This is a genomic window from Pseudomonas sp. FYR_5, from assembly GCF_043106315.1.
Lineage (GTDB): Bacteria > Pseudomonadota > Gammaproteobacteria > Pseudomonadales > Pseudomonadaceae > Aquipseudomonas > Aquipseudomonas putida_Y.
Genome location: NZ_JBICMK010000107.1, coordinates 1 through 23962 on the forward strand (window position 1 = coordinate 1; position 23962 = coordinate 23962).

Below are 23962 nucleotides of genomic sequence, written 5' to 3' on the forward strand. Positions count from 1 at the left end.
TAGCGGCGGCAACAGTGAACGGTGGGTGAAAATTGGCCTGCAGGCCCGGCCCTTTCGCGGGTAAAGGCAGGCGATCACTCAGAGCGGACGCAGCAGGCCAAAACGCTTGCGCAGCGCCCAGTCCAGCAACCGCCGCGGCAGCAACCGTGCCATCAGCGGCAAGGCTGTACTGCCATTCCCCAGCCGCACCCGCGCTGGCGCCGGCGACTTGCCGACGGCTGCCAGCACGCCTTGGGCAAATACCGCCGCTGAAGTTGGCTTGTCCTGCGATGCCCGCGCCCGTGCCTGCACATGCTCACGCAAAGGCCACCACGCCGAGTCTGCCGCCAGCACCTGCTCGGCCTGGCGCTGGGCATTGCTGGCGAACTGCGAGGCAATTGCGCCCGGCTGTACTTCCATTACCCGTACACCGAACGGTGCCAGTTCCAGGCGCAAGGCATCGCTCAGCGCATGCACAGCCGCCTTCGAGGCGCAGTACGCGCCGGCGAATGGCGTGACCAGTACACCCGATACACTGCCGATATTCACCACCAGGCCGCGTGAGCGGCGCAGCTGCGGGAACAGCGCCCGGGTAACGCCGACCACGGCGAAAACGTTGGTTTCGAATTGCTGGCGCAGGGCGTCGACGCCACCATCGAGCAGTGGGCCCATGGCGCCGTAGCCGGCGTTGTTGATCAGGATATCGAGGGTCTCAAGTTCCTCTGCCAGACGGGCCAGCGCCTCGCCATCGTTTACATCCAACTGCCGGGCCGTGTAGCCGGCGGCACTCAGCTGCGCGACATCCTCAGGCTTGCGGGCGGTGGCCCAGACATGGTGGCCCGCATCGCGGAAGGCGTCGGCCAGGGCGCGGCCGATGCCGCTGGAACAACCGGTGATCAGGACGGTGGGCATGGTTGGGGCCTGTTGTCATGGAGTAAACACATCAATTGGCAAATGTACCCTGCAGGCGCTCTGCCCGGAATTCCAGGGTCTGCGGCCGATACCCGGAACGCAGCGGTGGCAATGGCAGGCAGTCTTGCCACTCGGCCCCCGGCTGCAATTCACCTGGTCCTCGGTATCGCGGTGCATTGTAGGTATTCTCGGCCAGGTTCACGGTATCGCCCGGTGCATACGCCGCCACGCGCCAACGCAGTTCGGTCAGCGGCACGTCGTTGCCGTTCTTCACGCGGACCTGCAGGGCACGGTCGGCGGGACAGTGTTCGGGGGCGTAGGTCAGGCGCAGGTCCAGGCGTGCCAGTCGGCTGCTTTCGCGGCTGTCTTGCCAGACGACGAACGAAGCCACCAGGCCCAGGCCACACACGGCCGCCAGGGAGATGGGAAGAGCCTTGGCTGGGTAACGCAACAACAACACCAGCCAGGTGAGGATCAGCAGGGCACCGATCAGCATCGCGTAATCGCCTCATTCGCGCGGAGTGATGGCTACAGCCTACCTAAAACCCAGCGGTCAGGTAACCGGTGAGCACCTCTGCCAGAAACCAGACCTGACATTGCTGCGAGCAGAGGAAACGCTACATCCCTTCTGGATTTCACCCTGCCTATTCTAAAGGAGCATGGCCATGAGTCACATTTGAGGGGGAGGATGATTTGCAGCGACCTTTCAAGGTGGTGGCTGGCCCATTCGACATCCACATCATAGCCCCGAGCGTTGAATGAGCAGGCTCGCCCCTGGTCAGCCCAGGGGCGAGTCAGCATTTACTGCGCGATGGTCTTCACCGAAACGCCGCGCTCGATGGGGGTGGAGGTGCGCCCATACACATCCTCGAAGCGTTCGATGTCATCTTCGCCCAGGTAACTGCCGGACTGCACCTCGATGATCTCCAGGGGGATCTTGCCCGGGTTGCGCAAACGGTGCACCGAAGCGATGGGGATATAGGTCGACTGGTTTTCGGTCAGCAGGAACACGTTTTCGTCGCAGGTCACCTCGGCGGTACCGGATACCACGATCCAGTGTTCGGCGCGGTGATGGTGCATCTGCAGCGACAGGCTGGCGCCCGGTTTGACGGTGATGTGCTTGACCTGGAAGCGGCCGCCCATGTCCACCGAGTCGTACGAGCCCCACGGGCGATACACTTCCAGGTGGTTCTGGGTTTCCGTGCGGCCCTGTTCGTCGAGGGTCTTGACCATCTGCTTGACGCCCTGGACCTTGTCCTTGTGGGCAATCATCATGGCATCCTTGGTCTCGACCACCACGATGTTCTCCAGGCCGATCACCGACACCAGTTTGCCGTTGCCGTGGATCATGCAGTTGCGGCTGTCTTGAACCACCACATCGCCCTTGGTGACGTTGCCGTTGTCGTCTTTCTCGTGCACTTCCCACAGCGACGACCAGCAGCCGACGTCGCTCCAGCCGGCCGACATCGGCACCACGCAGGCGCGCTGGGTCTTTTCCATTACCGCGTAGTCGATGGAGTTGTCCGGGCAGCAGGCGAAGGTGGCTTCGTCGATGCTCAGCACATCGCCGTCTTCCTCGCTGCGCTCCAGGGCCAGTACGCAAGTGTCGTAGATGTCGCCATCGTGCTTTTTCAGTTCCTCAAGGAAGCGGCTGGCGCGGAACAGGAACATGCCGCTGTTCCAGAAATAGCCACCGGCCTGGACGAACTCGGCGGCGCGTTTTTCATCGGGCTTCTCGACGAACTGCGCAACCCGCGCCACGCCTTCGGGCAGCAGCGCGTCCTGGCTGGAACGGATGTAGCCATAGCCGGTTTCCGGCTTGGTCGCCGGCACGCCGAACAGCACCATCTCGCCACGCTCGGCGGCCACGGTGGCCAAGGCCAGGGCACGTTGCAGGGCCTTCTGGTCATCGATCACATGATCGGCAGGCAGCACCAGCATCAGCTCGTCGCGGCCTTCGTTGACCAGCTTCATGGCAGCCATGGCCACGGCCGGCGCGGTGTTGCGGCCGAACGGTTCCATGAGGATGCCCTGGGTTTCCAGCTTCAGGGCGGCCAGTTGCTCCTGGACGATGAACTTGTGGTCCTTGGTACAGACCACGACCGGGGTGTCCATGCCCTCGAATACCAGGCGCTCGATGGTTTGCTGGAACAACGTGTGTTCACCGGTCAGGGCCAGGAACTGTTTGGGGAACTGCTTGCGCGACAGAGGCCACAGACGGGAACCGCTACCACCAGAAAGAATTACCGGGATCATCATGTTTCTCCAATAGTCGTTGAGAGGCAGGGGAATCAGTTGCTAGCCACGGGGCGAGTTACCCACACCGGCGACAAGGCGTTGCCGGAACCCGTTACGTACAGCACTGCGGCTTCGCCGCGTTCCAGGGCGACGGGCTTCACGTCACCCACTTTCTTGTCTCCTTGGTACAGCGCCAGGTTGACCTTGACCGGGTTGATTTCGCGTTCGCCACGGCCGTTGGCGGCCACCGGCTTGACCACTTCGGTCTTGCCGTCGGCGGTTTTCAGGGTCAGTTGCTGGTCGCTCAGGTTCTGCACGCGCACCAGGGCTTTCTGCTTGTTCTTGAACGGTGGTTCTTCGATCAGTTTCGGGTTGCCGTTGTTGCTGTTGACCAGGGTGTAGTACTTGTCCGAGGCCAGCTTGACCGGCACGCTCTTGCCGCCGACCTGGGCGGTGTAGTCGCCGCCTGGCAGGAAGCTGAAGTCGCTGCTGGCCTGTGCGCCAACCTGTTTGATCTGGGTGTTGCCGACCGACGCGGCGGCCGGTGCGCTGGTCGCGTTGTACAGGCGTACGAAGGTCGAGCCTTTCGGCGCACTTGGGCCATACAGTGCGGCGTCGGCACCGGCGAACGCCTGCATCGAAGCAAGGGAAAGGCCGGCCGCGAGGGTGAGGGCTTTGGCAATGGAAGTCTTGGTAGTCATGTGCGTTTCCTCTCTATCAGTCAGTGGTCTGTCCGGGTGGACGACAAGGCCAGGTTTTGTTCGGATTTACGGGAGTTTTTCAGCTGCGCGATCCACTGCGGATCGAAGCTGCTGAGGTCGTTTTTCATTGGCAGATAACGTTCGGGGAATTCCCACACCACCACTTGTGGTGCGGCGTTCTTGAAGGCATCGCTTTGCAGGTACTTGAGCATCGGCAGCAGCGGGCCATGGCCGTCTTCGGCGTAGTTGGCGACGTCACTGCGCAGGGCCTGCTGCAGCGCGCCGAGGAAGTTCCAGTGCGGGTTGGCGCTGTAGCTGGTGCCTACCAGTGCAACCGGGATCTGCTTGTCGGCGAACAACGCGTCGCCGGCGTCACCCTCGGCGTCGACTGGGCGAGTGGTGCGTTGCTGCAGGTTGTCCGGGGTCGGCAGCAGGTTGCTGAACAACGGGTCCAGTGGCAGGAAGTTGGTCAGGTCGCCCTTGTAGGGGGCGGTGTTGCCGGCTTCGGTGATGAAGGCTTGTGGGGCGCCGTTGAGCAGGCTCTGGCGGCTGACCGCTTCGGCCAGCGTTTGCGCCGCCACTTCGGCACCCATAGGCGTCCAGTGGGTATCGGTACGCAGGAACACCTGGCCACGGGCCTTGGCTTGCTCCATCGGTGCCATCAGGTCCGGTGCGAACACGTTGGCCTGGCGTGCCTGGGCATGGAACTGGTTGTACAGGTCGTCATGCAGGCTGGCAGGCCGCTCTTTGCCCAGGTACTCGGCGTAGACCCGCGCCTTGGCCGGTACGATCGCCAGCACCAGTTGGCTGCCGTGTTGCTGCAGGGTGTCGCGTACGCCACGGATCAGTGCCAGGTTTTCCTGCATCAATTGTTCGGCACCGGCGGTGGGCTTGAACTCTTCGTCGCTGAACAACCACTGGTCGCGGCCCAGTACCACACCCGGGCGGCCTTCGTTGAACAACTTGAAGTCCATTGCCGCCCACAGGTTGGTGCCCAGGCGCTTGATCGGGAACTCGGCGTCGTAGTGGGTCTCGGCGGCCTTGGCCAGCTTGCCGTTGAGCAGGGTCATCTGCTCGGTGCGCTGGAAGCTCTGCAGGCCACCGGTGGACCAGGCGCCCATGCCGACCAGCAGGCCGAGGAACGACAGGGAATAGGTGATGCGTAATGTCCGGGTCATGGTCATCAACCTCAGAACTGGAAGTAAAGGAACGGCGAGTAGCTTTGCGCCGAAAGCTTGAGGATCGAGGCGACGAACAGCAGCAGGATCAGTGCGCGGGTCGTCACCCGGGTCCAGTCCAGGCCGATCGAGCCGTCAGCGTTGACCTGCACCGGGGTCGCCTTGGGCGTCGGCCTGGCATTGCGGTAGAAGTCGCGCAGGCCGAAGAACGCCAGGGTGAGGTAGGCGATGACCAGGGTGGCCACCTGCAGACCGGTGAGCTGGGCGCGGTTGAGCTCCGACAGCTGCCAGTCGCCGAAGCTGAACATGGCGCCGTACATACGGGCGGCCACATGCAGGTTTTCGGCGCGGAAGATCACCCAGCCGACCACCACCAGCAGGAAGGTGAAGGCCCACTTCACCGGGTTGAAGCGCTGCGGGTTGGTGTCGAGGCCCAGCGCGCGCTCGATGGCCAGCCACATGCCGTGCCAGGCGCCCCAGATGATGTAGGTGAAGTTTGCACCGTGCCACAGGCCGCCCAGCAGCATGGTCAGGAACAGGTTGCGGTAGGTATTGAAGGTGCCTTTACGGTTACCGCCCAAGGTGATGTACAGATAGTCGCGCAGCCAGGTCGACAGGCTGATATGCCAGCGCCGCCAGAACTCGGTGATCGACTGGCTGATATAGGGCTGCTTGAAGTTTTCCATGAAGCGGAAGCCCATCATCAGGCCCAGGCCGATGGCCATGTCGCTGTAGCCGCTGAAGTCGAAGTACAGCTGTGCGGTGTAGGCCAGGGCGCCGAGCCAGGCGTCACCCGTGGTGGGGTTTTGCAGGGCGAAGCAGTGATCGGCGACCACGGCCAGGGTGTCGGCGATGAACACTTTCTTGATGAAGCCCTGCATGAAACGGGTGCAGCCTTCGGAAAACTTGTCCAGGGTGTGGGTACGGTTGTTGAACTGGTCGACCAGGTCCTTGAAGCGCAGCACGGGGCCTGCGATCAGGTGCGGGAAGATCGCCACGAACGCTGCGAAGTCGATCAGGTTGCGGGTCGCCGGGGTGTCGCCGCGGTATACATCGATGATGTAGCTGATCGACTCGAAGATGTAGAACGAGATACCGATCGGCAGCAGCACGTGGGTCAGAATGAATGGCTCCAGGCCAAACGAAGTCATGATCGCGTTCAGGCTGTCGACGCCGAAGTTGGCGTACTTGAAGTAGCCGAGGATCGCCAGGTCGACACCCACGCCGAGCAGCAACCAGCGCTGCGCTGGCTTGGTGCGCACACCGGCGGCACCGACTTTCAGGCCGATCCAGTAGTTCCACAGGGTGACCCCGGCGAACAGTGCCAGGAAATCCACCCGCCACCAGGCATAGAAGATGTAGCTGGCGATCAGCAGCAGCAGGTTGCGATAACGTTGCCCGCTCAAGTAGTACAGGCCGAGGAAGATCGGCAAGAACAGGAACAGGAACACGTTGGACGAGAAGACCATCCCGGTTCTCCTAATTTGTTCACAGCATCCAGGGCAAAGCGCCCCCCAAACCCCCCACAAAAGGTGGGAGATACCTAGTCCCCCGTAGGAGCGGGTTTACCCGCGAATGAGGCCGGCACAAGGCACCGCAGATGGCAGGCCCGGCCTCTTCGCGGGTAAACCCGCTCCTACAGGGATGGTGTTACTTTTTACGCTCTGCACTCGGGTCGTAGACCCGGGTCAGGTCGCCGCCCAGCCGGAAGCTGTTGAACGGCTGCATGTCGTGCTTGCGCTCAAGCGTGTCGCCAACGCAGTGGTACAGCGCACACCAGGGCTCGAGCCAGGAGTACTTGCTGTCGACCTTAAGGTCGGTCATGTCCTGTTTCTTCCCCGCGCGCGCCTTGAACTGGCTGGGGTCGCGGGCGCCGGCCAGCACGCCTTCACCCAGGCGCTGCAAGGCGAAGTTGTTCTCGGCGCGCAGGTCGACGCCATTGGCCTGGGCGAAGCTGGCAATCATCGCCAGCGGCGGCAAGGCGTAGTTGTGATAAGCCAGCGCGCGCTGCTTGCGCTTGATTTCGTTGGGCAGGAAGCCCTGGTCATCCACCTGGTTGGCGCCCACCTTGTATTCCTTCACGGCCCAGTCGAAGAGGTCGCGACGGTCGGTGGCAACGGCGGTAGCCATCACCGACCAGGCTGCCCAGTAGCTGTGGTTGTTGATCTTCTCCAGCGGCAGGTCGCTCCAGTCACGCACAGTCTGCTCGGCCAGGCGGGTAAGCCATTTTTCGATCAGGTCGGCCTCGGCCTGGTGTGCGGCCAGCGGCTGCGAGTTGGAGAACTTCAGCCGCAGCCACGAACCGCTCATGCTGCCCAGCGCCCATTTGCGCATCGACTTGCCGGTATGGTTGTAGTCGGTGGACAGCAATGCACCGGCGCGTGCCCAGGTGCTTAGCCACGTCAGGGTGCAGTCGAGTTGCGCCGGGCGGCCGTCGCGCATGTACTGGCCGACCATCTTGCTCACGCCTTTCTCCAGCGTGGTGATGTCTTCGGTCGACTTGCGGAAGGCTTTTTCCGAGGCAGCGTTGAGCGTTGCCCGTGCCTTGTCCGAACCTTCGTACTTGCTGCGAAACTGCAGTGCGCCGGTGTATGGCTTGGGTGCCGCTTCGCAGCGGAAGTTACCATCGCCGCTCTTGAACTTTTCGATCCCCTCGTAGTAACCCTGCGGCGGAACCAGCGCGGCGTGCGCGGCACCGCCAAACAAGGCCAGCGCGAGCAGGGTGGGGCTGGAAATTCGCTTGAAAATGGTCATGGGTCGCCTCACTGGCCGGCCTGCGCGGTCTGCGCAGGCATGGCGAAGTTGTTGCGTTTGCAGAGCTTGGCCTCGACCTTCTGGGTGCCGCTTTCCGGCCCCTGTACCTCGAACGCCAGCAGGCGCTGGCTGGCCCAGTCCTCGTCTTCGCGCATCTGGAAGACGAAGCGGCCGTCGGTGTCGGCGGTTTCCGGTTTTTCCAGCTTGATGTCCTCGTGGCGGCCGTTGAGGTACCACAGGGTGGCCTGCAACACCTTCACCGAGGGGTCTTCGAACTTGACGTCCATCTGCAGGTTGCGGTTGATCAGGTCTTTGATCACGCCGCCCTTGCCGTTGACCATCAGCTCGTTCTTGCCCGGCTTGAGGGTGGTGTTGGCGCTCATCAGGGCTGGGCGGTCGTCGCAGCCGTTGTCGAGCAGGCCAAGGATTTGCCGCCAGATGGTTTCCTGGTTCAGGCGGTACAGCGGGGAGAATTCCCAGATGAGGATCTTCGGCGGGTTCTTCTGGAATTCCTCGCTGCCCAGGTACTCGATCATCGAGCCTTCCAGGCCACCGCCTGGGAAGGCGACGTTGAGCACGTCGGCGCCGATGTATTGCTCGAGGAAACCCGAGAAGTTGTAGTTCTTGCCACTGTGGCTGGTACCGACCAGGGTGATCTGCGCGTTGCCGCTGTCACCGAACAGGTCGTCACCGCCGCTCGAGCCTTTCGGCTCGGTGGCGAACTGGTCCATGTACTGGACGGCGTAGCTGGTGCCGCACAGTTGGCCGGCAACGTTGTGCAGGGTGCCGGTCTTGCCCATGCGCCCGGACTTCTTCGTCTCGAATTCCTTGCGCGGGATGCCTTCGAAGGCTGGCATCTTGTGCACGGTGTCGGCCACGATCTTCGCTGCGCGCTCGGCACCGTACGGCGTCCAGTGCTGGTCGCCACGGAAGTAGAAATCCTTGCCCCGGTCGGCGGCGGCCAGTTGCTCGTTGGTCAGTGGTGACAGGTCGGGCACGTTGTAGCCCATGCTGGCGAAGCGCTTGAGCATGGCCTGGTAGTTACCCAGGGCCTTCTGGTAGTCGAAGGCGGCTTTTTCGGCCGGGTTGAGCATGTTGCGGTTCACCAGGCCACGGGTCGGCTGGTACACCACCACCAGTTCCACACCACGCTTCTTGAACGCGTCGTGCACTTGTTGCAGGCGTTTGTAGCCGGCCGGGGTGGTGTTGAACTCGGTGCGCAGGTCTTCGCGGGTGCGGAACAGCCAGTCGCCCTGGGCCTGCACCAGCGTGGTGAAGTTTTGCTGATAGCGGGTGGTGTAGCGGCTGGCATCGTGCGCTTCAGGGCACAACTGGCAGCAGGGCTCGGCGCTGAAGGTCGGGGCCTTGACGTCTTCGGCGCGCACGCCCTGGCTGATTGCCAGAAGGGCGGCGGACAGGCCCAGCAGTTTCATCAGGTGTGGGGTCATGGTCTGGGCTTCCTTAATCGATCATTTCGGTCTGGCGTTCGACCGGGTCGATCAGCACAGCCTTCTGCTGGCGTACCAGCAGGTCGAGGATTTCGTCCTGGCGCTCGCCCAGCACACCATTGAGGCTGATGCCGCTGGCCTTGCGTGGGGCGAGCATGGACACCTTGTACAGCTCGACCGACAGCGGCGAGTCGATCGACAGCGGGCCGGAGCCGTTGGCCGACAGCTCGCCACCCACCACGATCAGCGACACCTTGGTGTCGAACGGGTCGAGGGCGATGTCGCGGTCGGTGTCTGACAGGTCCTTGATGTGGCCGTATATGCCGACCAGGCCGTTGGCCATGGCGACGTTTTCGTACAGGCGGATGTTCACGCTGTTACGCACGCGGATGCCGTGGCGGCGGTTGTTGACCAGCTTGTTGCCCCAGATCAGGTTGTCGCCGCTTTCGTACAGGGTGATGCCGTCGGTGTGGTTGCGGTAGATCTCGTTGTAGGCCACCAGGTTGTTGACGCTGTTACGGTCGATCACCACGCCCGAGAGCTTGTTGTCATAGCTCTTGTTGTTGATGATCCAGCTGTCGTTGACCTCACGCGAAACGATGATGCCGTGCTTCTTCTTGGTGCCGTACACCGTGTTGCCGGCGATGATCAGGCGGTGCGAACGGTCGTGCGGGTCGATGCCGTAGACGATGTTGTCGCGGTAGGTGCTGTCCTTGATCACGAAGTCCTGGGTTTCGTAGCAGTAGAAGCCGTACCACATGTCGCTGAACTCCGAACCGATGATCCAGCCGGTGGGCTCCGGGCGGCCCATGCGCTTGGCCATGTTCGGCGTGTACTGGGAGATGCTCACGCCATACGACTTGGACTTGGCGTAGCCAAAGCTGGCCATTTTCGTATTGACGATGTAGGTCTCGGTACCGCCCCACGACAGCAGGAACGGGCGGAATTCCTTGGGCGAGCGGAAGGTCGCCGGGCCGTTGTCCTTTTCCCGCCAGCCGGTCACCTGGGTGTCGGTTACGAACAGCTTGCCGTCATTGACCAGAAATGCGCCGCCCTCCTGGGACAGGCGCAGCTGTTTGACCTTGCCGTCGATCTCGAGGATGCCCTTTTGCCCGACCACGATCGGCAGACGCGCCAGGTAAACCCCGGGCTCGACTTCGCTGAGGTACTGTTTGGGCACCTTCTTGCTCAACTCGGCCAGGTCGACATGGCCATCATCGACGAAGATCGCCTGCGGGATGCCGTGCTGGCGCTGCACCCACTCGGCGGCCTTGTTGTCGCCGCCGACGAATTCCTTGAGGGCGTCCTCCTGGAACATGCGGCGCAGGCTGACCTTGCCCTTGTGGCGGCGGTCGATTTTCTTCTGCACCGCCTCGGCCGTGAAACCGGTGAGGTCGGGCAGCTTTGGCGGGTCCAGTTGCAGTGGCTCGATCGGTGCGCTGGCCACCGTATAGGTCTTGGCCTGCTGCAGCTCCTTGGCGATCACCTGGGGCTCTGCGGCAGTGGCCAGGCCGCTTGCCAGCAGCAAGGCACTGGCCAACAGGCTGTGACGTAAGTGCGGGTGAAGGTTCATCACGGTCAGTCCCCTACGGCCTCAGAAGCGCCAGATGACGTCGACGAAGGCGCGGTGCATGTACGAGTCCGCTTCCTTGCCGTAGGCGTCGCCCGGCTTGAATACACCGGCACGCAGGCGCACCAGGGCTGACGGCTCGTCGATTGCCTGGCTCATCGAAGCCGGCAGCAGGCCTTGCTTGAAGTACTTGGTCACGACCACGTCCATTTCCTGGCCAAGGTCTTTTTCGCCATCGACCAGCGGGCGATTCACGCCGTTGTCGTTGACCACCGCGTTGATGCCACTGGAGCCAATGTTCTGGTTGCCGTCGACCCGCCAGAACTTGTGGTAGATCAGGCTGGCGTCATAGTCATCACGCAACTGCCAGGAGGCGAACAGGGTGGCGGCCTGCAGGTTGCCCAGCTCGCCGCGGAAGGCTTCGCCGAAGCGGTGCACGCGCGAGCGGGTGCCGGTGAAGTTGGAGCGGTTGCTCTCCAGGCCGGTCTGCTCGAAGTTGTTGGAACCGTCATCGCCACCGCCCCCGCTGCCACGGGCATAGGCCGCGCCGACCTGCCATTGTGGGTCCAGGCGCAGGCGGATGCCGAGGTCGGTTGCCCAGGCATTGACGTCACCGCTCCGCTTGCCGGTGGCAACCTGCTCGTCGCCTACGGCCTGGCTGCTGAGGGTGTCGCGGTCTCCGGTCAGCCAGGTGACGCTGCCCCAATAGTTGACGGTATGGTCGTTGCGCCAGTTGTAGGCGTCGCTGTTGGCCTCAAGGCCCAGCCAGGTGAGGTCGCCGGTGCGGGTCTTGTCCAGGGCGTCGACGGTTTCGCCGGGGTTCTTCAGGCTGCCGTTGTCGTGCGTATGGTGTGCCCGCACGCCGACCCAGTGGCCAGGCGTCCACTGGGTGGCGACGTTGCCGTAGAGGTGGGTGCGGTCCTTGTCTTCCGGGGCCAGTTCGGTGAGGTCGGTGCGGTATTCGCTGAAGCGCTGCGCCACGCCCAGGTCGGCCTTGAGCAGGGTGGTGTCGAAGGTCCAGTTCAGCGCTTCGATGTTGGTATCGCGCCACATGCCATCGTCGCTGCGCAGGCGCTGGCGACCGAAGCGCAGTTGCTCGCCGGGGTAGGCGGTGAGACCGCTGTAGCCGATCCAGAACTCGCGCATGGCCAGGTAGCTTTTGTCTGGTTGACGGCTGTCGTCGCCGGTTTCAGTGCTGGTGCCGTCGCCGTTCTGGCGCAAGGTGTCGGTTTCGATGGTGTCGGTCGCAGCGACCGCCTGGCCCATGGCGTAGGCGCTCCAGTTACCGCGCTCGCCGTACACCCACGGGCGCAGATCCAGGCCCAGGCCGTTGACATCGCCGCCAGAGCGGGTGCCCAGGTCTCGATCGTCTTCCGATTGCCCGGTGATTTTCACGTCCAGGCCGAAGTTTTTCTCGGCGGTCATTTCCGCCAGGGTCGGGCAGGACCACAGCAGGGCGAAGCTCAGACCGATACCGGCTTTCACGAAGGGGTTGAGCGTCATAGCGAGTCCTCACCGTCTACTTCTTTTTCGTCGTCTTGCAGGGCTTCAAGGGCCAGGGTGCTATTCGCGCCCTGCGCCATGCTGCCGCGTGCACGCTTTTCCTGGTCCAGCAGCTGCTGGGCCTGGTTGCGCTGATCAGGTGTCAGTTGCTGGTCGAGCTGCTGCAGCAGTTCCGCCGATTGTGGCGTCGGGTTGGCCTGCGACAGTTGGGCGAATACCCAGGCGTTGCCTGGTTGCGGGCGGATGCCGTGGCCCTCGCTGAACAGCTGGGCCAGGGCATAGTCGGCGCTGTTCTGCCCGCCACGGGCGGAGGCCAGCAGGTGGTCGACGGCCTTCTGCGGTTCGACATTGCCCAGGTAGCCGCGACGGTAGAGCTGGCCCAGGTAGTAATGGGCGCTGATCTCACCGGCTTGGGCAGCGGCTTGCAGGTGCTGCTCGGCTTTTTGAGCGTCGGCAGGCAGGGTTTTGCCTTCGTAGTACAGACGGCCCAGCAGCAGTTCGGCGCGTGGCTGTTCAGCTTCGCGGCCTTTGTCGATGTAGGCCATCAACTGGTCGGTGTCGCCCAGTTCGGGGAAGTCGTATACCAGCTGTGCCAGGCTGACCCAGGACGCCGGGTTGGCCGGGGCTACTTGCTCAAGCAGATCCTTGGCGGTTTTTTCGTCGGTCTGGCCGAGGCTGCGATCGGCCAACACCCGGGCAACGCTGTCGACCCGGGTGGCCGGTACTGCGCCACGGGCATAGGCGGATTTCAGTTGGCCGAGCAGGGCGGCTTGCTGATCGGCCTGGCCACGCATCTGGTACACGGTGGCCAGTTCGACGTAGCAGATGTCGGTGGTGTTCAGCGCGGCCTTGCAGATTTTCTCCACCTCGCCCAGGTGCTGGTCGTAGGTGCCCTGGGTGCGGTACAGCAACACCTGGGCCATGCCTGCTTCCGGGTTGCCGGCGGCGCGCCACTGGTCGATCTGCTGCTGTGCGTTGACCTCGGGAAAACTCTGCGGGTAGCTGAGGTAGAGCATTGCCAGCGGAACCAGGATATTGCTTTGGCCCTGCTTCGCGGCCTGTTTGAGCAGGGCTTCGGCTTCCTCACGTTCGGCCTGGGTGCTGTCAGGCTTGGCCACCAGCAGGCGGCCAAGGCGCGCCTGGGCGCGTGGCGACGTGGCGGCCGCAGCGCGATAGGTGGCCTCGGCTTCCCTGATTTGCGAGGGGTCGCGGGTGGCCACCTTGATGTCCGCAAGGCCGACTTGCGCTTCGCTGTAGCCCAGGTCGGCCAGCGCCTTGTAGTTGCGTTCGGCCAACGCGGTGTCACCGCGCTTCAGGGCCTCGTTGGCCAGGCGCTGGTCAGGCAGGCCGGCACAGCCGGCCAACGTGATGGCTGCGGCCAGTGCACACAATCCCAGGTTCACGCGGACCCTGTGGGAGCGGGCAAGCCCGCGAATTGGCATGGCCGACGGTGCTGTCCCTGCTGGCCTCTTCGCGGGCATGCCCGCTCCCACAGGATAGGTGTTGGTATCAGAGATCATTGTCCGTCCCTCACAGGCCACGGGCCACGGCTTTGTCGATCAGCCAGTTCAACGATGGGCCACGGTCGCTGTTGACCGACGCCGGGCGGCCAGCCAGTTCGGCGGGCAGGCTGCTGTCCGGCTTGATCTGCACGCGGATGGCGGAGGACAGGTCTTCGCTGTTGAGGCTGGTGCTGCTGACGATCTGACCGGTGCGCACTTCGTCTTCGCCGGCCACCTGGAAGTTGACCCGGGTGCCCGGCTTGACCTCGTCGAACTGGCGGTAGCTGAAGCGCGCCTCGACCATCGGGTTGGTGGTGCGTGGGATCAGCTGGAAGATCGGCTGGCCCTTGGCGGCGTACTGGCCGTCGTCTACCAACTGGCGCGCGACCACGCAGTCGCAGGGGCTGGTGAGGGTGCCGGACAGCTGCTTGCCGAACAGCTCCTCGATCTTCGCCGGCTCCAGCTGCGCGTCTTCAAGGTTGCCCTTGAGCATGTCCAGCATGCTGGTGGTGAAGCTGGCCAGTGGCGCGCCCTTGGCGATCTGCCCGCCGCTTTCGACCAGGCTGCTCACGGTGCCGTCGCGCGGCATGGTGATGTTGGTGGTCGGCACTGCGACCACACCGGCTTCTGCGTGGCTGACGAAATACATGCCGTACAACGATTTGGCGACGAAGCCGAAGGCGGCAACGCCGACCACGAACACGCCCAGTGTGACGGTGACTGCCTTGAGGCGGCCGAACGCGCTCAGGCCCGACCCACCGTCCTTCTGCTTGCGCGCCTTGGTGAAGTTGTCGCGCTGCAGGGTGCTGAGTACGTCGCCGATGCTGATCAGCTCACCCGACAGGTGGCTGGTGATGATGTGCCGCAACGTGGCGATGTCACGTGGCTCAAGGTTCTGGAACTGCGCACCGATACGCCCATTGTCCGGGTTGTACGAGCGCACCTGGAACTCGATGTCGATCGACAGGCCCAGGTTGTCGACCACGAACTGCAGGCGCCCGCGCAGCACATCGCCCACCGACTGCGGTTGCTTGGCGTGGAAGCTCAGGCCGCCGGCAGAAAGGTCGTCGACCTTGACTTCGTGGACCTGGCGCTGGGCGTCCAGGAACCGCAGCTTGGCGGGAATGCGTACCCGGGCGTGTTGGCGCTGGGCTTCGGACTCATGCACGACATTGACGTTCACGGCGGTATTCATGGTGGTTTGTTCCTGTTAGATCCGATCCGGGTTGGGCTCACACGACCATGAACAGCACAGCAACGAAGATGCTGGCAGCCGAGAAGGTCATGGTCCGCGAGGACCAGGTGTTGAACCATTGTTGAAAGCTGGCGAGGTCACGCTTGAGGGCAGTGGGCTGACGCGTCCACGACTGCTTGTCGAGGCGGAAGAACACGTAGATCTTCATCAGCGCGCCGATGATCTGGTTGTAATAGAGAATCAGCGGGTAGGCCGGGCCTACGTTGTGGCCGGAGCACAGCAGCATGATGGTGAGGATCAGGCGGGTAATGCCGATCCACAGCAGGTACACCAGCAGGAAGGCCATGCCGAACTTGAGGCTGGCGATCACCGCCACGGTCAGGCCCAGCAGGCTGGTCCACATCGACACGCGCTGGTCGAACAACACGATGCTGGTGAACAGCCCCAGGCGACGCAGGCCAAGGCCCAGTGCCCGTGAGTTCTGCCGCAGGTTGTTGCCGTACCAGCGGTACATCAGCTTGCGGCTGGCCTTGAGGAAGCTTTTTTCCGGCGGATGCTCGACCGTGTTGATGGCGGCGTCCGGCACGTAGAAGGTGTCGTAGCCCAGGCGCATCAGGCTGAACCAGCTGGACTTGTCGTCCCCGGTAAGGAACTTGAAGCGGCCCAGGCGCCAGTGCATCAGCGAGTCGCTTTCGACGTCGGCGATGAACTCGGGGTTGGTCACCACGCTGGCGCGGAACATCGACATGCGCCCGGTCATGGTAAGCACGCGCTTGGACAGGGCCATCGAGCACATGTTGATGTGGCGCTGGGCGAAGCGCAGCTTGTGCCACTCGCTCATGATGTAGCCGCCGCGCACTTCGCAGAATTCATTGGTGGTCAGGCCGCCCACATTGGGGAACAGCTTGAACCAGGGTACGGTCTTGCGCACCACGCCGTCGGCCAGCACGGTGTCACCGTCGATCACCGCCACCACGGCGTTCTCGTCCGGCAGCATGCGCGAGATGGCGCGGAAGCCGTAGGCCAGGCCATCACGCTTGCCGGTACCGGCGATACGCACGATGTCCAGCTTCACGTGGGCCGGCGGGTTGTACTTGGCCCACAGGCTCTTCACCAGCAGTTCATCGGACATTTCCACCAGTGAGCAGACCACGGTGGTGGGGAAGCCGCAGTTGATCGCCTCGCGAATCACCGAGCTGTACACCTGGGCGGTGGTCAGCGCTTCGATACGGAAGCTGGTGACCATCAGGTAGACATGCGACGGGTCGGTGGCATTACCCATTTTCTGCACCTTGCGGCGCAGGTACGGGTACACGCCGTAGAGGAAGATCATGCCGCGGATGAAATGGGTGGCGCCCATGGAGTAGCGCCAGATGCCGACTGCGCCGACCAGGAAGATGAAGTGCTTCGATTGCGAGTCGAAGATATCGGCTGGCAGGGCCAGGGCGATCAGCATGAGCAGGCTCATGTAGAGCAGCCACCCGGCGCACTGCAACAGCACTGTCTGGAGCCTTTGCATGTTCAGCATCCGTCGAGAATTCGGGAAAGGGTGGGCAGCGAGGGGGCGGCTCTTGTCGAGTGCCTCGTCGCTGCCCGGCCGGGCACTTACCAGCAGATGCCTTCGGTACGGTGGGTGGTGCTGGTCGGTTTGTTCATGAAGCCGACCAGGTCAATCACCTGCTTGCCGGCTGGCGCTTGCAGGGCCAGCGCACGGAACTGCTCGTCACGGTTGCCGAGGACGATGATGTCGGCGTTGTCGATCACCTGCTGCAAGTTGGCGTTGAGCAGCGACGACACGTGCGGGATCTTCGACTCGATGTAGTCCTTGTTGGCGCCGTGGACGCGGGCGTACTGGACGTTCTCGTCGTAGATGTCCAACTGGTAGCCCTTGCCGATCAGGCGCTCGGCCAGTTCCACCAGCGGGCTTTCGCGCAGGTCATCGGTGCCGGCTTTGAAGCTCAGGCCCAGCAGGGCGACCTTGCGCTTGTCGTGGGCTTCGATCAGCTCGAAAGCGTTCTGCACCTGCGATTCGTTGCTGCGCATCAGCGAGTCGAGCAGCGGTGCACGGACATCGAGGCTGGCGGCGCGGTAGGTGAGGGCGCGTACGTCCTTGGGCAGGCACGAGCCGCCGAAGGCAAAACCTGGGCGCATGTAGTACTGGGACAGGTTGAGGACCTTGTCCTGGCAGACCACGTCCATCACTTCACGGCCATCGACACCCACGGCCTTGGCGATGTTGCCGATTTCGTTGGCGAAGGTGACCTTGGTGGCGTGCCATACGTTGCAGGTGTACTTGATCATCTCGGCCACCTCGATCGGCTTGCGGATGACCGGGGCGTCGAGTTCTTCGTACAGGGCCTGGAGGATGTCACCGCTGGTGCTGTCCAGTTCGCCGATGACCGTCATCGGTGGCTGGTCGTAGTCCTTGATCGCGGTGCTTTCACGCAGGAATTCCGGGTTGACCGCCACACCGAAGTCGACGCCGGCCTTCTTGCCCGAGCAATCTTCCAGGATCGGGATGACCACGTTCTTGACGGTGCCAGGCAGCACGGTGCTGCGCACCACGATGGTGTGACGGCGGGTGGTGTCACGCAGCACGTAGCCGATTTCGCGGCACACCGACTCGATGTACTCCAGGCCCAGGTCGCCGTTTTTCTTGCTGGGGGTACCCACGCAGATCATCGACACGTCGCTGGCGCGGATGGCTTCGGCGAAGTCGGTAGTGCCGCGCAGGCGGCCATTGGCGATGCCCTGTTGCAGCAGTGCTTCCAGGCCAGGTTCGACGATGGGCGACTTGCCCTGGTTGATCAGGTCGATCTTGGTGCTGGACACGTCCACACCGATCACTTCATGGCCACGCGCCGTCAGGCAGCCTGCACAGACTGCACCCACATAACCCAAACCAAAGATGCTGATACGCATCGCTATCACCTCATGTGTTTATCACGCCGACACCTCCGCAGAGAGCCGGGCTGGGTTGATTAACAACAGTTTTCGGGCGCACGGATCCATGGCGAATGCACACTTCGCCGAGCGCAGGCAAAATAAATCCGGAGCACAAAAAGTTATGCGCTCAAAGTTGGCACTCAATAGCCATTCATTAAAAAACGTGCCCTGAAATGCAGCCGTCTTTATTGCAATGCGCTACTTGGCGCGTTGCTGTGCTTGTTTTTTCAAGTGAATAAATCCTTTGAAATCAACCACTAGGACGATTTGTAAGGGACGCTTCTCTCCTGCATGGACAAGGTCTTCGGGAGTTTCCGTGATACCTGTCGACTTTCTCATAGCGGGCAGTGGATACCCGCTGCTGTCATCTGTAAGTCATCTCTCACAGCCCGTAGGCAGGATAATCGTTACGGCACTATGAGCGATTGGCTTTGGCAGAAGTTCCTGAGCCAGTTTCGCTCGAATGAAAGATTTCTAAATATTTATTCAGTTGCGGACAGTTTCAAATTGATAGCACGCAGGTGCTTCACCCCCGTGTATCAAGGGCGTAACTGTTGCTAGATATTTTTATGCCAGCATCTGAAAATTTTTTTCAGATTTCGTCAAAAAAGGTATGAACGGTCTTATGGCGTTTGGCGATAAAGGCAAGGGTGCTGGATTTTTGGCGTCGGATTGATGGCGCGACGGCGGTTTGCTGCGTGCCCTGTTGCAGGGCAGAGGGGATCACGGCGGCTGGCCTCTTCGCGGCTTTAGCCGCGAAGAGGACGTGACAGGCTCACTCCTCGGGGTGATCGCGCAGGAACACCAAATGGTCCGGCTTGGACTGCTCGGCACTGTAGTAGTAACCCTGAGCATCGAACTGCTTGAGCTGTTCCGGGGCGCTGATGCGCTGCTGGATGACGAAGCGGCTCATCATGCCGCGGGCTTTCTTGGCGTAGAAGCTGATGATCTTGTACTGGCCGTTTTTCTGGTCCTTGAAGTCGACGTTGATCACCCGGGCCTTCAGGGCACTGCGTTTCACTGCACTGAAATACTCGTTACTGGCCAGGTTCAACAGCACGTCATCGCCTTGATCGGTCAGGGCCTGGTTCAGCCATTCGCTGATGCGCGTGCCCCAGAAGGCGTACAGGTCCTTGCCGCGGGCGTTGGCCAGCTTGGTGCCCATCTCCAGGCGGTAGGGCTGCATCAGGTCGAGCGGGCGCAGCAGGCCATAAAGGCCCGAGAGCATGCGCAGGTGGTCCTGAGCGTAGCTGAAGTCGTCTTCACTCAGGCTCTCGGCATCGAGGCCGGTGTACACGTCACCCTTGAACGCCAGCAGCGCCTGCTTGGCATTGGCCGGGGTGAAGTCTGGGGTCCAGCTGCCAAAGCGCGCAGCATTCAGGCCGGCGAGCTTGTCGGACAGGTGCATCAGTTCGCTGATCTGCGCCGGCGACAGTTCGCGCAACTGCTGGATCAGGGCCTGGGATTCATCCAGGTACTGGGGCAGGGTGAAACGCTCGGTCACTGGCGGGGTGTCGTAGTCGAGGGTCTTGGCGGGGGAAATCACCGTCAGCATCGGGTCGGCTCCTGGCATCGTTGGCGGAGGATTCTACGGGGTGGGCGGTGCAAGTCCAAACTATGGCGACGATAGTCACAGACCATGGTCGGTGCAGGCGCTATAGTTCGCGTTTTGCCGTTGCGGAGCCTTCCACTGTGCGCATTGCTTCTGCTTTGCTGGCCTGCCTGCTGAGCCTGGCCGTGCAAGCCGCCCCATCATCGCAGGTCAGCCTGGACCGCAGCCTGTGGCCCGAACAACTGGACAGCCCGGCGTTGTTCGATGTGGCCTCCCGGGCAGAAATCCTTTCGTTTGCCCAAGTACTGCACGAAAGCGAGTTGCTGGATGACGCGACCTTGGCGGCCCGGCTGGGGCTGCGGCAGATCAACCTGCAGAAGGTGCGCCAGGTTCGGGCGCGGATGTGGCAGCGGTTGTGGGAGGGTTATCAACAGGCGCAGCGCAGTTGTGAGCAGGATGCATCATTCTGCTACCCGATTACATCCATGGCGGACTTGCGCACACAAGCGGCGACGTTCGCAGCCGACGTTGGTGCGTTCTATACCGGCTGGATCGAGCCGAGCCACCAGTTCCATGTACGCTACCTGGACGAGCAACTGCGCAAGGCGGCATTGCTGCCTCAGATCAGCAGTGAAATCGAGCGGTTGTCTTCGCGCGAGCGCAAGGGTGACGAACTGAACGACCGCATGTTCCTGCTGACCTTTGTCGGCGGGCCCGGTCCCGAGGGGGGCAGTACGGATCTGCTCACCGACTACCTGCGCCGGCAAAAGCTCGAAGGCACGTTCTTCACGCTCGGTAACCGTTTGCAGCAACGTCGTGATGGCGCCTCGGTACACGCCTTGCGCCAGCTCTATGGCGGGCAGTGCGTGGGCATCCAGGGGTGGGAATACCGCTCCCATGCGCAGTGGACCGACTGGCAGGATTCGCTGCGGCGCAGCCAGGCGCGGGTGCAGGCTGATCTGCCCGAGCAGTATGTACCGCTGTTCCGCCCACCTTATGGCCAGCGCCGGGCTGACGGCGAGGCGTTCATGGCCCGCCAGCAGTTGCGGGTATCGTTGTGGGACATCGATGCCCAGGATGACGGTGCGTTGAGCGCCAAGGCGTCCGCGCAGCGCGTATTGACCCTGATGCTGTTGTGGCGCAAGGGCGTGATCCAGTTTCATGACAGCCTTCCCAAGGCGCAGCCGGCCGTGGAATGGCTGCTGCGCAATACCGCGCAAAGCGGTATCGGCTGGGAGGATTGCCGGGAATATGGATACCGCGAATAGAGGGTATGACTTTTGAGCGTAGTCCCCTCTGACGCTGGCGCCAAGGCCTCTTCGTCAATCGGAAAAATAAACTTCAAAAATACGTAAAAGTGCTTTTTTCGGTCATGGTTTTTGCGGTATGAAGAAACCAGACAGCCGATTCCTGCAGCACAGGTGGCGTCATCCGGGCTCACCTGGCCAGGTTCGCTTCCCGCCCGTAACAACGCGGATACGGGGACAGCGGCAGTCACTCTGCGGCGTAACAGACCACGCCGTGTGGCTTCGACATAAGGTGACCGAGTATGGATGACCAAGGACGCAACCCTTCCTCCAGCAAGCCAATCCTGTATGTGCTCGATACCAACGTCCTGATTCACGACCCTAACGCGTTACTGAACTTCGAGGAGCACCATGTCGCCATCCCGATGACGGTGCTGGAGGAACTCGACAAGCTCAAGACCGGCAAACAGAGCATCGCCGCCGAATGCCGCCAGGCCATCCGCCTGATAGATCAGACCCTCGGTGACGCTTCGCCCAGCGATGTCGAGCAGGGCGTGCCGATCCAGCGCAACAAGAGTGGCCCCAAGGGCTTCCTGTCCATCCTGATGACCCCGCGCAACGAGCCGAACAAGCTGCTGCCGGAAAACCTCAACGACAACATCATCATCAACCAGTTGCTCGAAGTTCGGGCCCGGCGCACCGACCTGGATGTCGTGCTGGTCACCAAAGACATCAACATGCGCCTGAAGGCGCGCGCTTGCGGTATAGCGGCTGAGGACTACAGCACCGACCAACTGGTCGATGACGTGTCCCTGCTGTCCAAGGGCTACCATTCGGTCACCGGCTCGTTCTGGGACCGCGTGAGCAAGGTCGATACTCGTCAGGAGCGCGGCCGCACCTGGCATCGGGTGCAGATGATCGACAACCTGCCAGCCGTGCACGTCAACGAGTTCATCATCGATGAGCAGGGTTTCGTCGGATGGATCAAGGGCATCCGTGACGACGAACTGCTACTGCTCGACCTGCACCAGGAACCGTTGCTGCACCAGGAAGCCTGGGGCCTGAAACCACGCGACATTCACCAAAGCCTGGCACTGTTCGCCCTGCTGGACCCGGATATCCACCTGGTGAACCTGACCGGCGCCGCCGGCTCCGGTAAAACCATCCTGGCGCTGGCTGCGGCCATCGAGCAAACCATGGTCAGCAAGCGCTACCGGCGCATCATCGCCACCCGCAGCGTGCAGGGGCTGGACCAGGAGATTGGCTTCCTGCCGGGCACCGAAGCAGAGAAGATGGAGCCGTGGCTGGGCGCCATCACCGACAACCTCGAAGCTTTGCACATGGATGACGAAAGCACCCATGGCAGCGTCGAATACATCCTCGAGCGCGTGCCGCTGCAGTTCAAGTCGCTGAACTACATCCGTGGCCGTAGCTTCCAGCAGAGCCTGATCCTGATTGACGAGTGCCAGAACCTGACGCCGCACCAGATGAAAACCATCATCACCCGTGCCGGCTCCGGGTCCAAGGTGGTCTGCCTGGGCAACCTGGCGCAGATCGACACCCCCTACCTGTCCGCGACCAGCTCGGGCCTGACCTACCTGACCGAGCGCTTCAAGGACTTCCCAAATGGCGTGCACATCACCCTGCAGGGCGTGCCTCGCTCGGTGCTGGCCGAGTACGCCGAGTCGCATTTGTAAACCATGTAGCCGGGCAGATTACTGCCCGGCCTCTTCACGGGCACGCCTGCTCACAGGATGTCCACTTGAATCGAGATCGTGGAGCGCCTGTAGGAGCGGGCGTGCCCGCGAAGAGGCCAAACCTGGCGACACATACCTCTGCTCAAACCTGACCCACAGGTTTACACTGCGAACTCCCTTCACAGGAGCAAAGCAGTGCTGACACATCTTGATTCCCAGGGGCGGGCCAACATGGTCGACGTCACTGAAAAGGCCGTGACCGAGCGCGAGGCTACCGCTGAGGCGCGGGTGCGCATGTTGCCGCAGACCTTGCAGATGATCGTCGACGGTGAACACCCCAAGGGTGACGTGTTCGCCGTGGCGCGCATTGCCGGGATACAGGCGGCGAAAAAAACCAGCGACCTGATTCCGCTGTGCCACCCGCTGATGCTCACCAGCGTCAAGGTCGAGCTCAGCGCTGAGGGGCAGGATGCCGTGCGCATCGTCGCCCGCTGCAAGCTGGCCGGGCAGACCGGCGTGGAGATGGAGGCGCTGACCGCCGCCAGTGTGGCCGCGCTGACGATCTATGACATGTGCAAGGCTGTGGATAAAGGTATGGTCATCGAGCAGGTGCGCCTGCTGGAAAAACTCGGTGGCAAGAGTGGCCATTACAAGGTGGAGGCGTGATGAAGGTCAAGGTGATGTACTTCGCCCGTTACCGCGAACTGTTGGGCGTGGATGCCGAGCGGGTGGAGGGGGCGTTCAAGGTGCTTGATGATGTGCGCCAGGCCTTGGTAGCCAAGGGCGGGCAGTACGAAGTGCTGGCCGAGCAGAACCTGATGTGCGCGCGCAACGAAGAGCTGTGCAAGCTCGATGAACCGCTGGAAGAGGGCGATGAAGTGGCGTTCTTCCCGCCGGTGACCGGAGGCTGAACATGGCTGTGCGAGTGCAGGAAGGCGCGTTCGACCCCGGGGCCGAGACCAATGCCATGCATGCGGCCAATGTGGGCGTGGGCGCGGTGGTCGGTTTTGTCGGCTATGTGCGGGATTTCAACGATGGCCGCGAAGTGGCGGGGATGTTCCTCGAACACTATCCGGGCATGACCGAAAAGGCCCTGGCCAAGATCATGGTCGAGGCCGAGCAGCGTTGGCCGCTGTTGAAGGTGGAGGTGCTGCACCGCATCGGTGCGCTGGAGCCGGGTGAACCGATTGTGTTCGTGGGGGTGGCCAGCGCCCATCGGCAGGCGGCGTTCGATGCCTGCAATTTCATCATGGACTACCTGAAGACCCGGGCGCCGTTCTGGAAGAAGGAGAATACCCAGGAAGGGCCAAGGTGGGTGGAGGGGAAACAGAGTGACCAGGATGCGGCGGGGCGCTGGTAATCAAGGCGCCACCGGTCGCCTGTAGGAGCGGGTTTACCCGCGAAAGGGCCGGGCCTGCTGGCCAATCTCCACCCGCCGTTCACCGTTGCCGCCACTATCGTATTCGCGGGTAAACCCGCTCCTACAGGGGGACCTTGTGTCGCGAAAGGGCCGCGTAGCGGCCCCCGACAATCTCTGCAT

General features: G+C 62.4%; 20 protein-coding genes. 5 read left to right on the top strand and 15 right to left on the bottom strand.

What is annotated here, in order from left to right:
* Window positions 1–78: 78 nt before the first annotated feature.
* The 15 genes from ACF8RA_RS23040 to yaaA all read right to left on the bottom strand — a co-directional run bounded on the left by ACF8RA_RS23040 (window position 79) and on the right by yaaA (window position 19481).
* On the bottom strand, window positions 79–891 hold the full coding sequence (locus tag ACF8RA_RS23040; protein WP_176682579.1) for an SDR family oxidoreductase: 813 nt from the start codon (window positions 889–891) through the stop codon (window positions 79–81).
* A 31-nt stretch (window positions 892–922) separates the two neighbouring features.
* Window positions 923–1387, bottom strand: coding sequence for a multidrug transporter (locus ACF8RA_RS23045; RefSeq protein ID WP_176682580.1), 465 nt, complete (start codon window positions 1385–1387; stop codon window positions 923–925).
* Window positions 1388–1692: 305 nt separating this feature from the next.
* Complete coding sequence (locus tag ACF8RA_RS23050) at window positions 1693–3147, bottom strand: mannose-1-phosphate guanylyltransferase/mannose-6-phosphate isomerase (protein ID WP_392519615.1); 1455 nt, start codon at window positions 3145–3147, stop codon at window positions 1693–1695.
* 35 nt (window positions 3148–3182) lie between these two features.
* Window positions 3183–3830, bottom strand: coding sequence for an alginate O-acetyltransferase AlgF (locus ACF8RA_RS23055; RefSeq protein WP_021784108.1), 648 nt, complete (start codon window positions 3828–3830; stop codon window positions 3183–3185).
* A 20-nt stretch (window positions 3831–3850) separates the two neighbouring features.
* On the bottom strand, window positions 3851–5008 hold the full coding sequence (locus ACF8RA_RS23060; RefSeq protein ID WP_176682582.1) for an alginate O-acetyltransferase: 1158 nt from the start codon (window positions 5006–5008) through the stop codon (window positions 3851–3853).
* Between the two features lie 11 nt (window positions 5009–5019).
* Window positions 5020–6477 (bottom strand): MBOAT family protein, encoded by a 1458-nt coding sequence (locus ACF8RA_RS23065; protein ID WP_176682583.1) that lies wholly within the window; start codon window positions 6475–6477, stop codon window positions 5020–5022.
* Between the two features lie 181 nt (window positions 6478–6658).
* Window positions 6659–7762: a mannuronate-specific alginate lyase gene (locus ACF8RA_RS23070; protein WP_392519608.1), complete on the bottom strand. Its 1104-nt coding sequence runs from the start codon at window positions 7760–7762 to the stop codon at window positions 6659–6661.
* 8 nt (window positions 7763–7770) lie between these two features.
* Window positions 7771–9210 (bottom strand): alginate O-acetyltransferase, encoded by a 1440-nt coding sequence (locus tag ACF8RA_RS23075; RefSeq protein WP_392519609.1) that lies wholly within the window; start codon window positions 9208–9210, stop codon window positions 7771–7773.
* 13 nt (window positions 9211–9223) lie between these two features.
* On the bottom strand, window positions 9224–10783 hold the full coding sequence (algG, locus tag ACF8RA_RS23080) for a mannuronan 5-epimerase AlgG (RefSeq protein WP_392519610.1): 1560 nt from the start codon (window positions 10781–10783) through the stop codon (window positions 9224–9226).
* A 21-nt stretch (window positions 10784–10804) separates the two neighbouring features.
* Window positions 10805–12283, bottom strand: coding sequence for an alginate export family protein (locus ACF8RA_RS23085; protein ID WP_176682586.1), 1479 nt, complete (start codon window positions 12281–12283; stop codon window positions 10805–10807).
* Window positions 12280–13725: an alginate biosynthesis TPR repeat lipoprotein AlgK gene (gene algK / locus ACF8RA_RS23090; protein ID WP_209969718.1), complete on the bottom strand. Its 1446-nt coding sequence runs from the start codon at window positions 13723–13725 to the stop codon at window positions 12280–12282. The genes ACF8RA_RS23085 and algK overlap by 4 nt, the downstream gene beginning before the upstream one ends.
* Window positions 13726–13813: 88 nt before the next feature.
* Entirely contained in the window at window positions 13814–14980 is a 1167-nt protein-coding gene (locus ACF8RA_RS23095) for a PilZ domain-containing protein (protein ID WP_392519611.1), read from the bottom strand.
* 37 nt (window positions 14981–15017) lie between these two features.
* A complete protein-coding gene (locus ACF8RA_RS23100) occupies window positions 15018–16499 on the bottom strand; it encodes a glycosyltransferase family 2 protein (RefSeq protein WP_003251762.1) in 1482 nt (493 codons plus the stop codon).
* A gap of 86 nt (window positions 16500–16585) precedes the next feature.
* Entirely contained in the window at window positions 16586–17902 is a 1317-nt protein-coding gene (locus ACF8RA_RS23105) for a nucleotide sugar dehydrogenase (protein ID WP_392461778.1), read from the bottom strand.
* 799 nt (window positions 17903–18701) lie between these two features.
* Window positions 18702–19481 carry a peroxide stress protein YaaA gene (gene yaaA, locus ACF8RA_RS23110; RefSeq protein WP_392519612.1) on the bottom strand — a complete coding sequence of 260 codons (780 nt, stop codon included), beginning with the start codon at window positions 19479–19481 and terminating at the stop codon, window positions 18702–18704.
* 137 nt (window positions 19482–19618) lie between these two features.
* Here yaaA and ACF8RA_RS23115 point away from each other — a divergent pair, with 137 nt between their 5' ends.
* The 5 genes from ACF8RA_RS23115 to moaE all read left to right on the top strand — a co-directional run bounded on the left by ACF8RA_RS23115 (window position 19619) and on the right by moaE (window position 23782).
* A complete protein-coding gene (locus tag ACF8RA_RS23115; RefSeq protein ID WP_392519613.1) occupies window positions 19619–20746 on the top strand; it encodes a polysaccharide deacetylase family protein in 1128 nt (375 codons plus the stop codon).
* 281 nt (window positions 20747–21027) lie between these two features.
* Window positions 21028–22422 carry a PhoH family protein gene (locus ACF8RA_RS23120; RefSeq protein WP_021784121.1) on the top strand — a complete coding sequence of 465 codons (1395 nt, stop codon included), beginning with the start codon at window positions 21028–21030 and terminating at the stop codon, window positions 22420–22422.
* Window positions 22423–22617: 195 nt separating this feature from the next.
* Entirely contained in the window at window positions 22618–23088 is a 471-nt protein-coding gene (gene moaC / locus ACF8RA_RS23125) for a cyclic pyranopterin monophosphate synthase MoaC (RefSeq protein WP_003251775.1), read from the top strand.
* On the top strand, window positions 23088–23333 hold the full coding sequence (moaD, locus tag ACF8RA_RS23130; RefSeq protein ID WP_003251777.1) for a molybdopterin converting factor subunit 1: 246 nt from the start codon (window positions 23088–23090) through the stop codon (window positions 23331–23333). Before moaC ends, moaD begins: the two co-directional genes overlap by 1 nt.
* A gap of 2 nt (window positions 23334–23335) precedes the next feature.
* Window positions 23336–23782 (top strand): molybdopterin synthase catalytic subunit MoaE, encoded by a 447-nt coding sequence (gene moaE / locus ACF8RA_RS23135; RefSeq protein ID WP_392519614.1) that lies wholly within the window; start codon window positions 23336–23338, stop codon window positions 23780–23782.
* Window positions 23783–23962 lie beyond the last annotated feature (180 nt).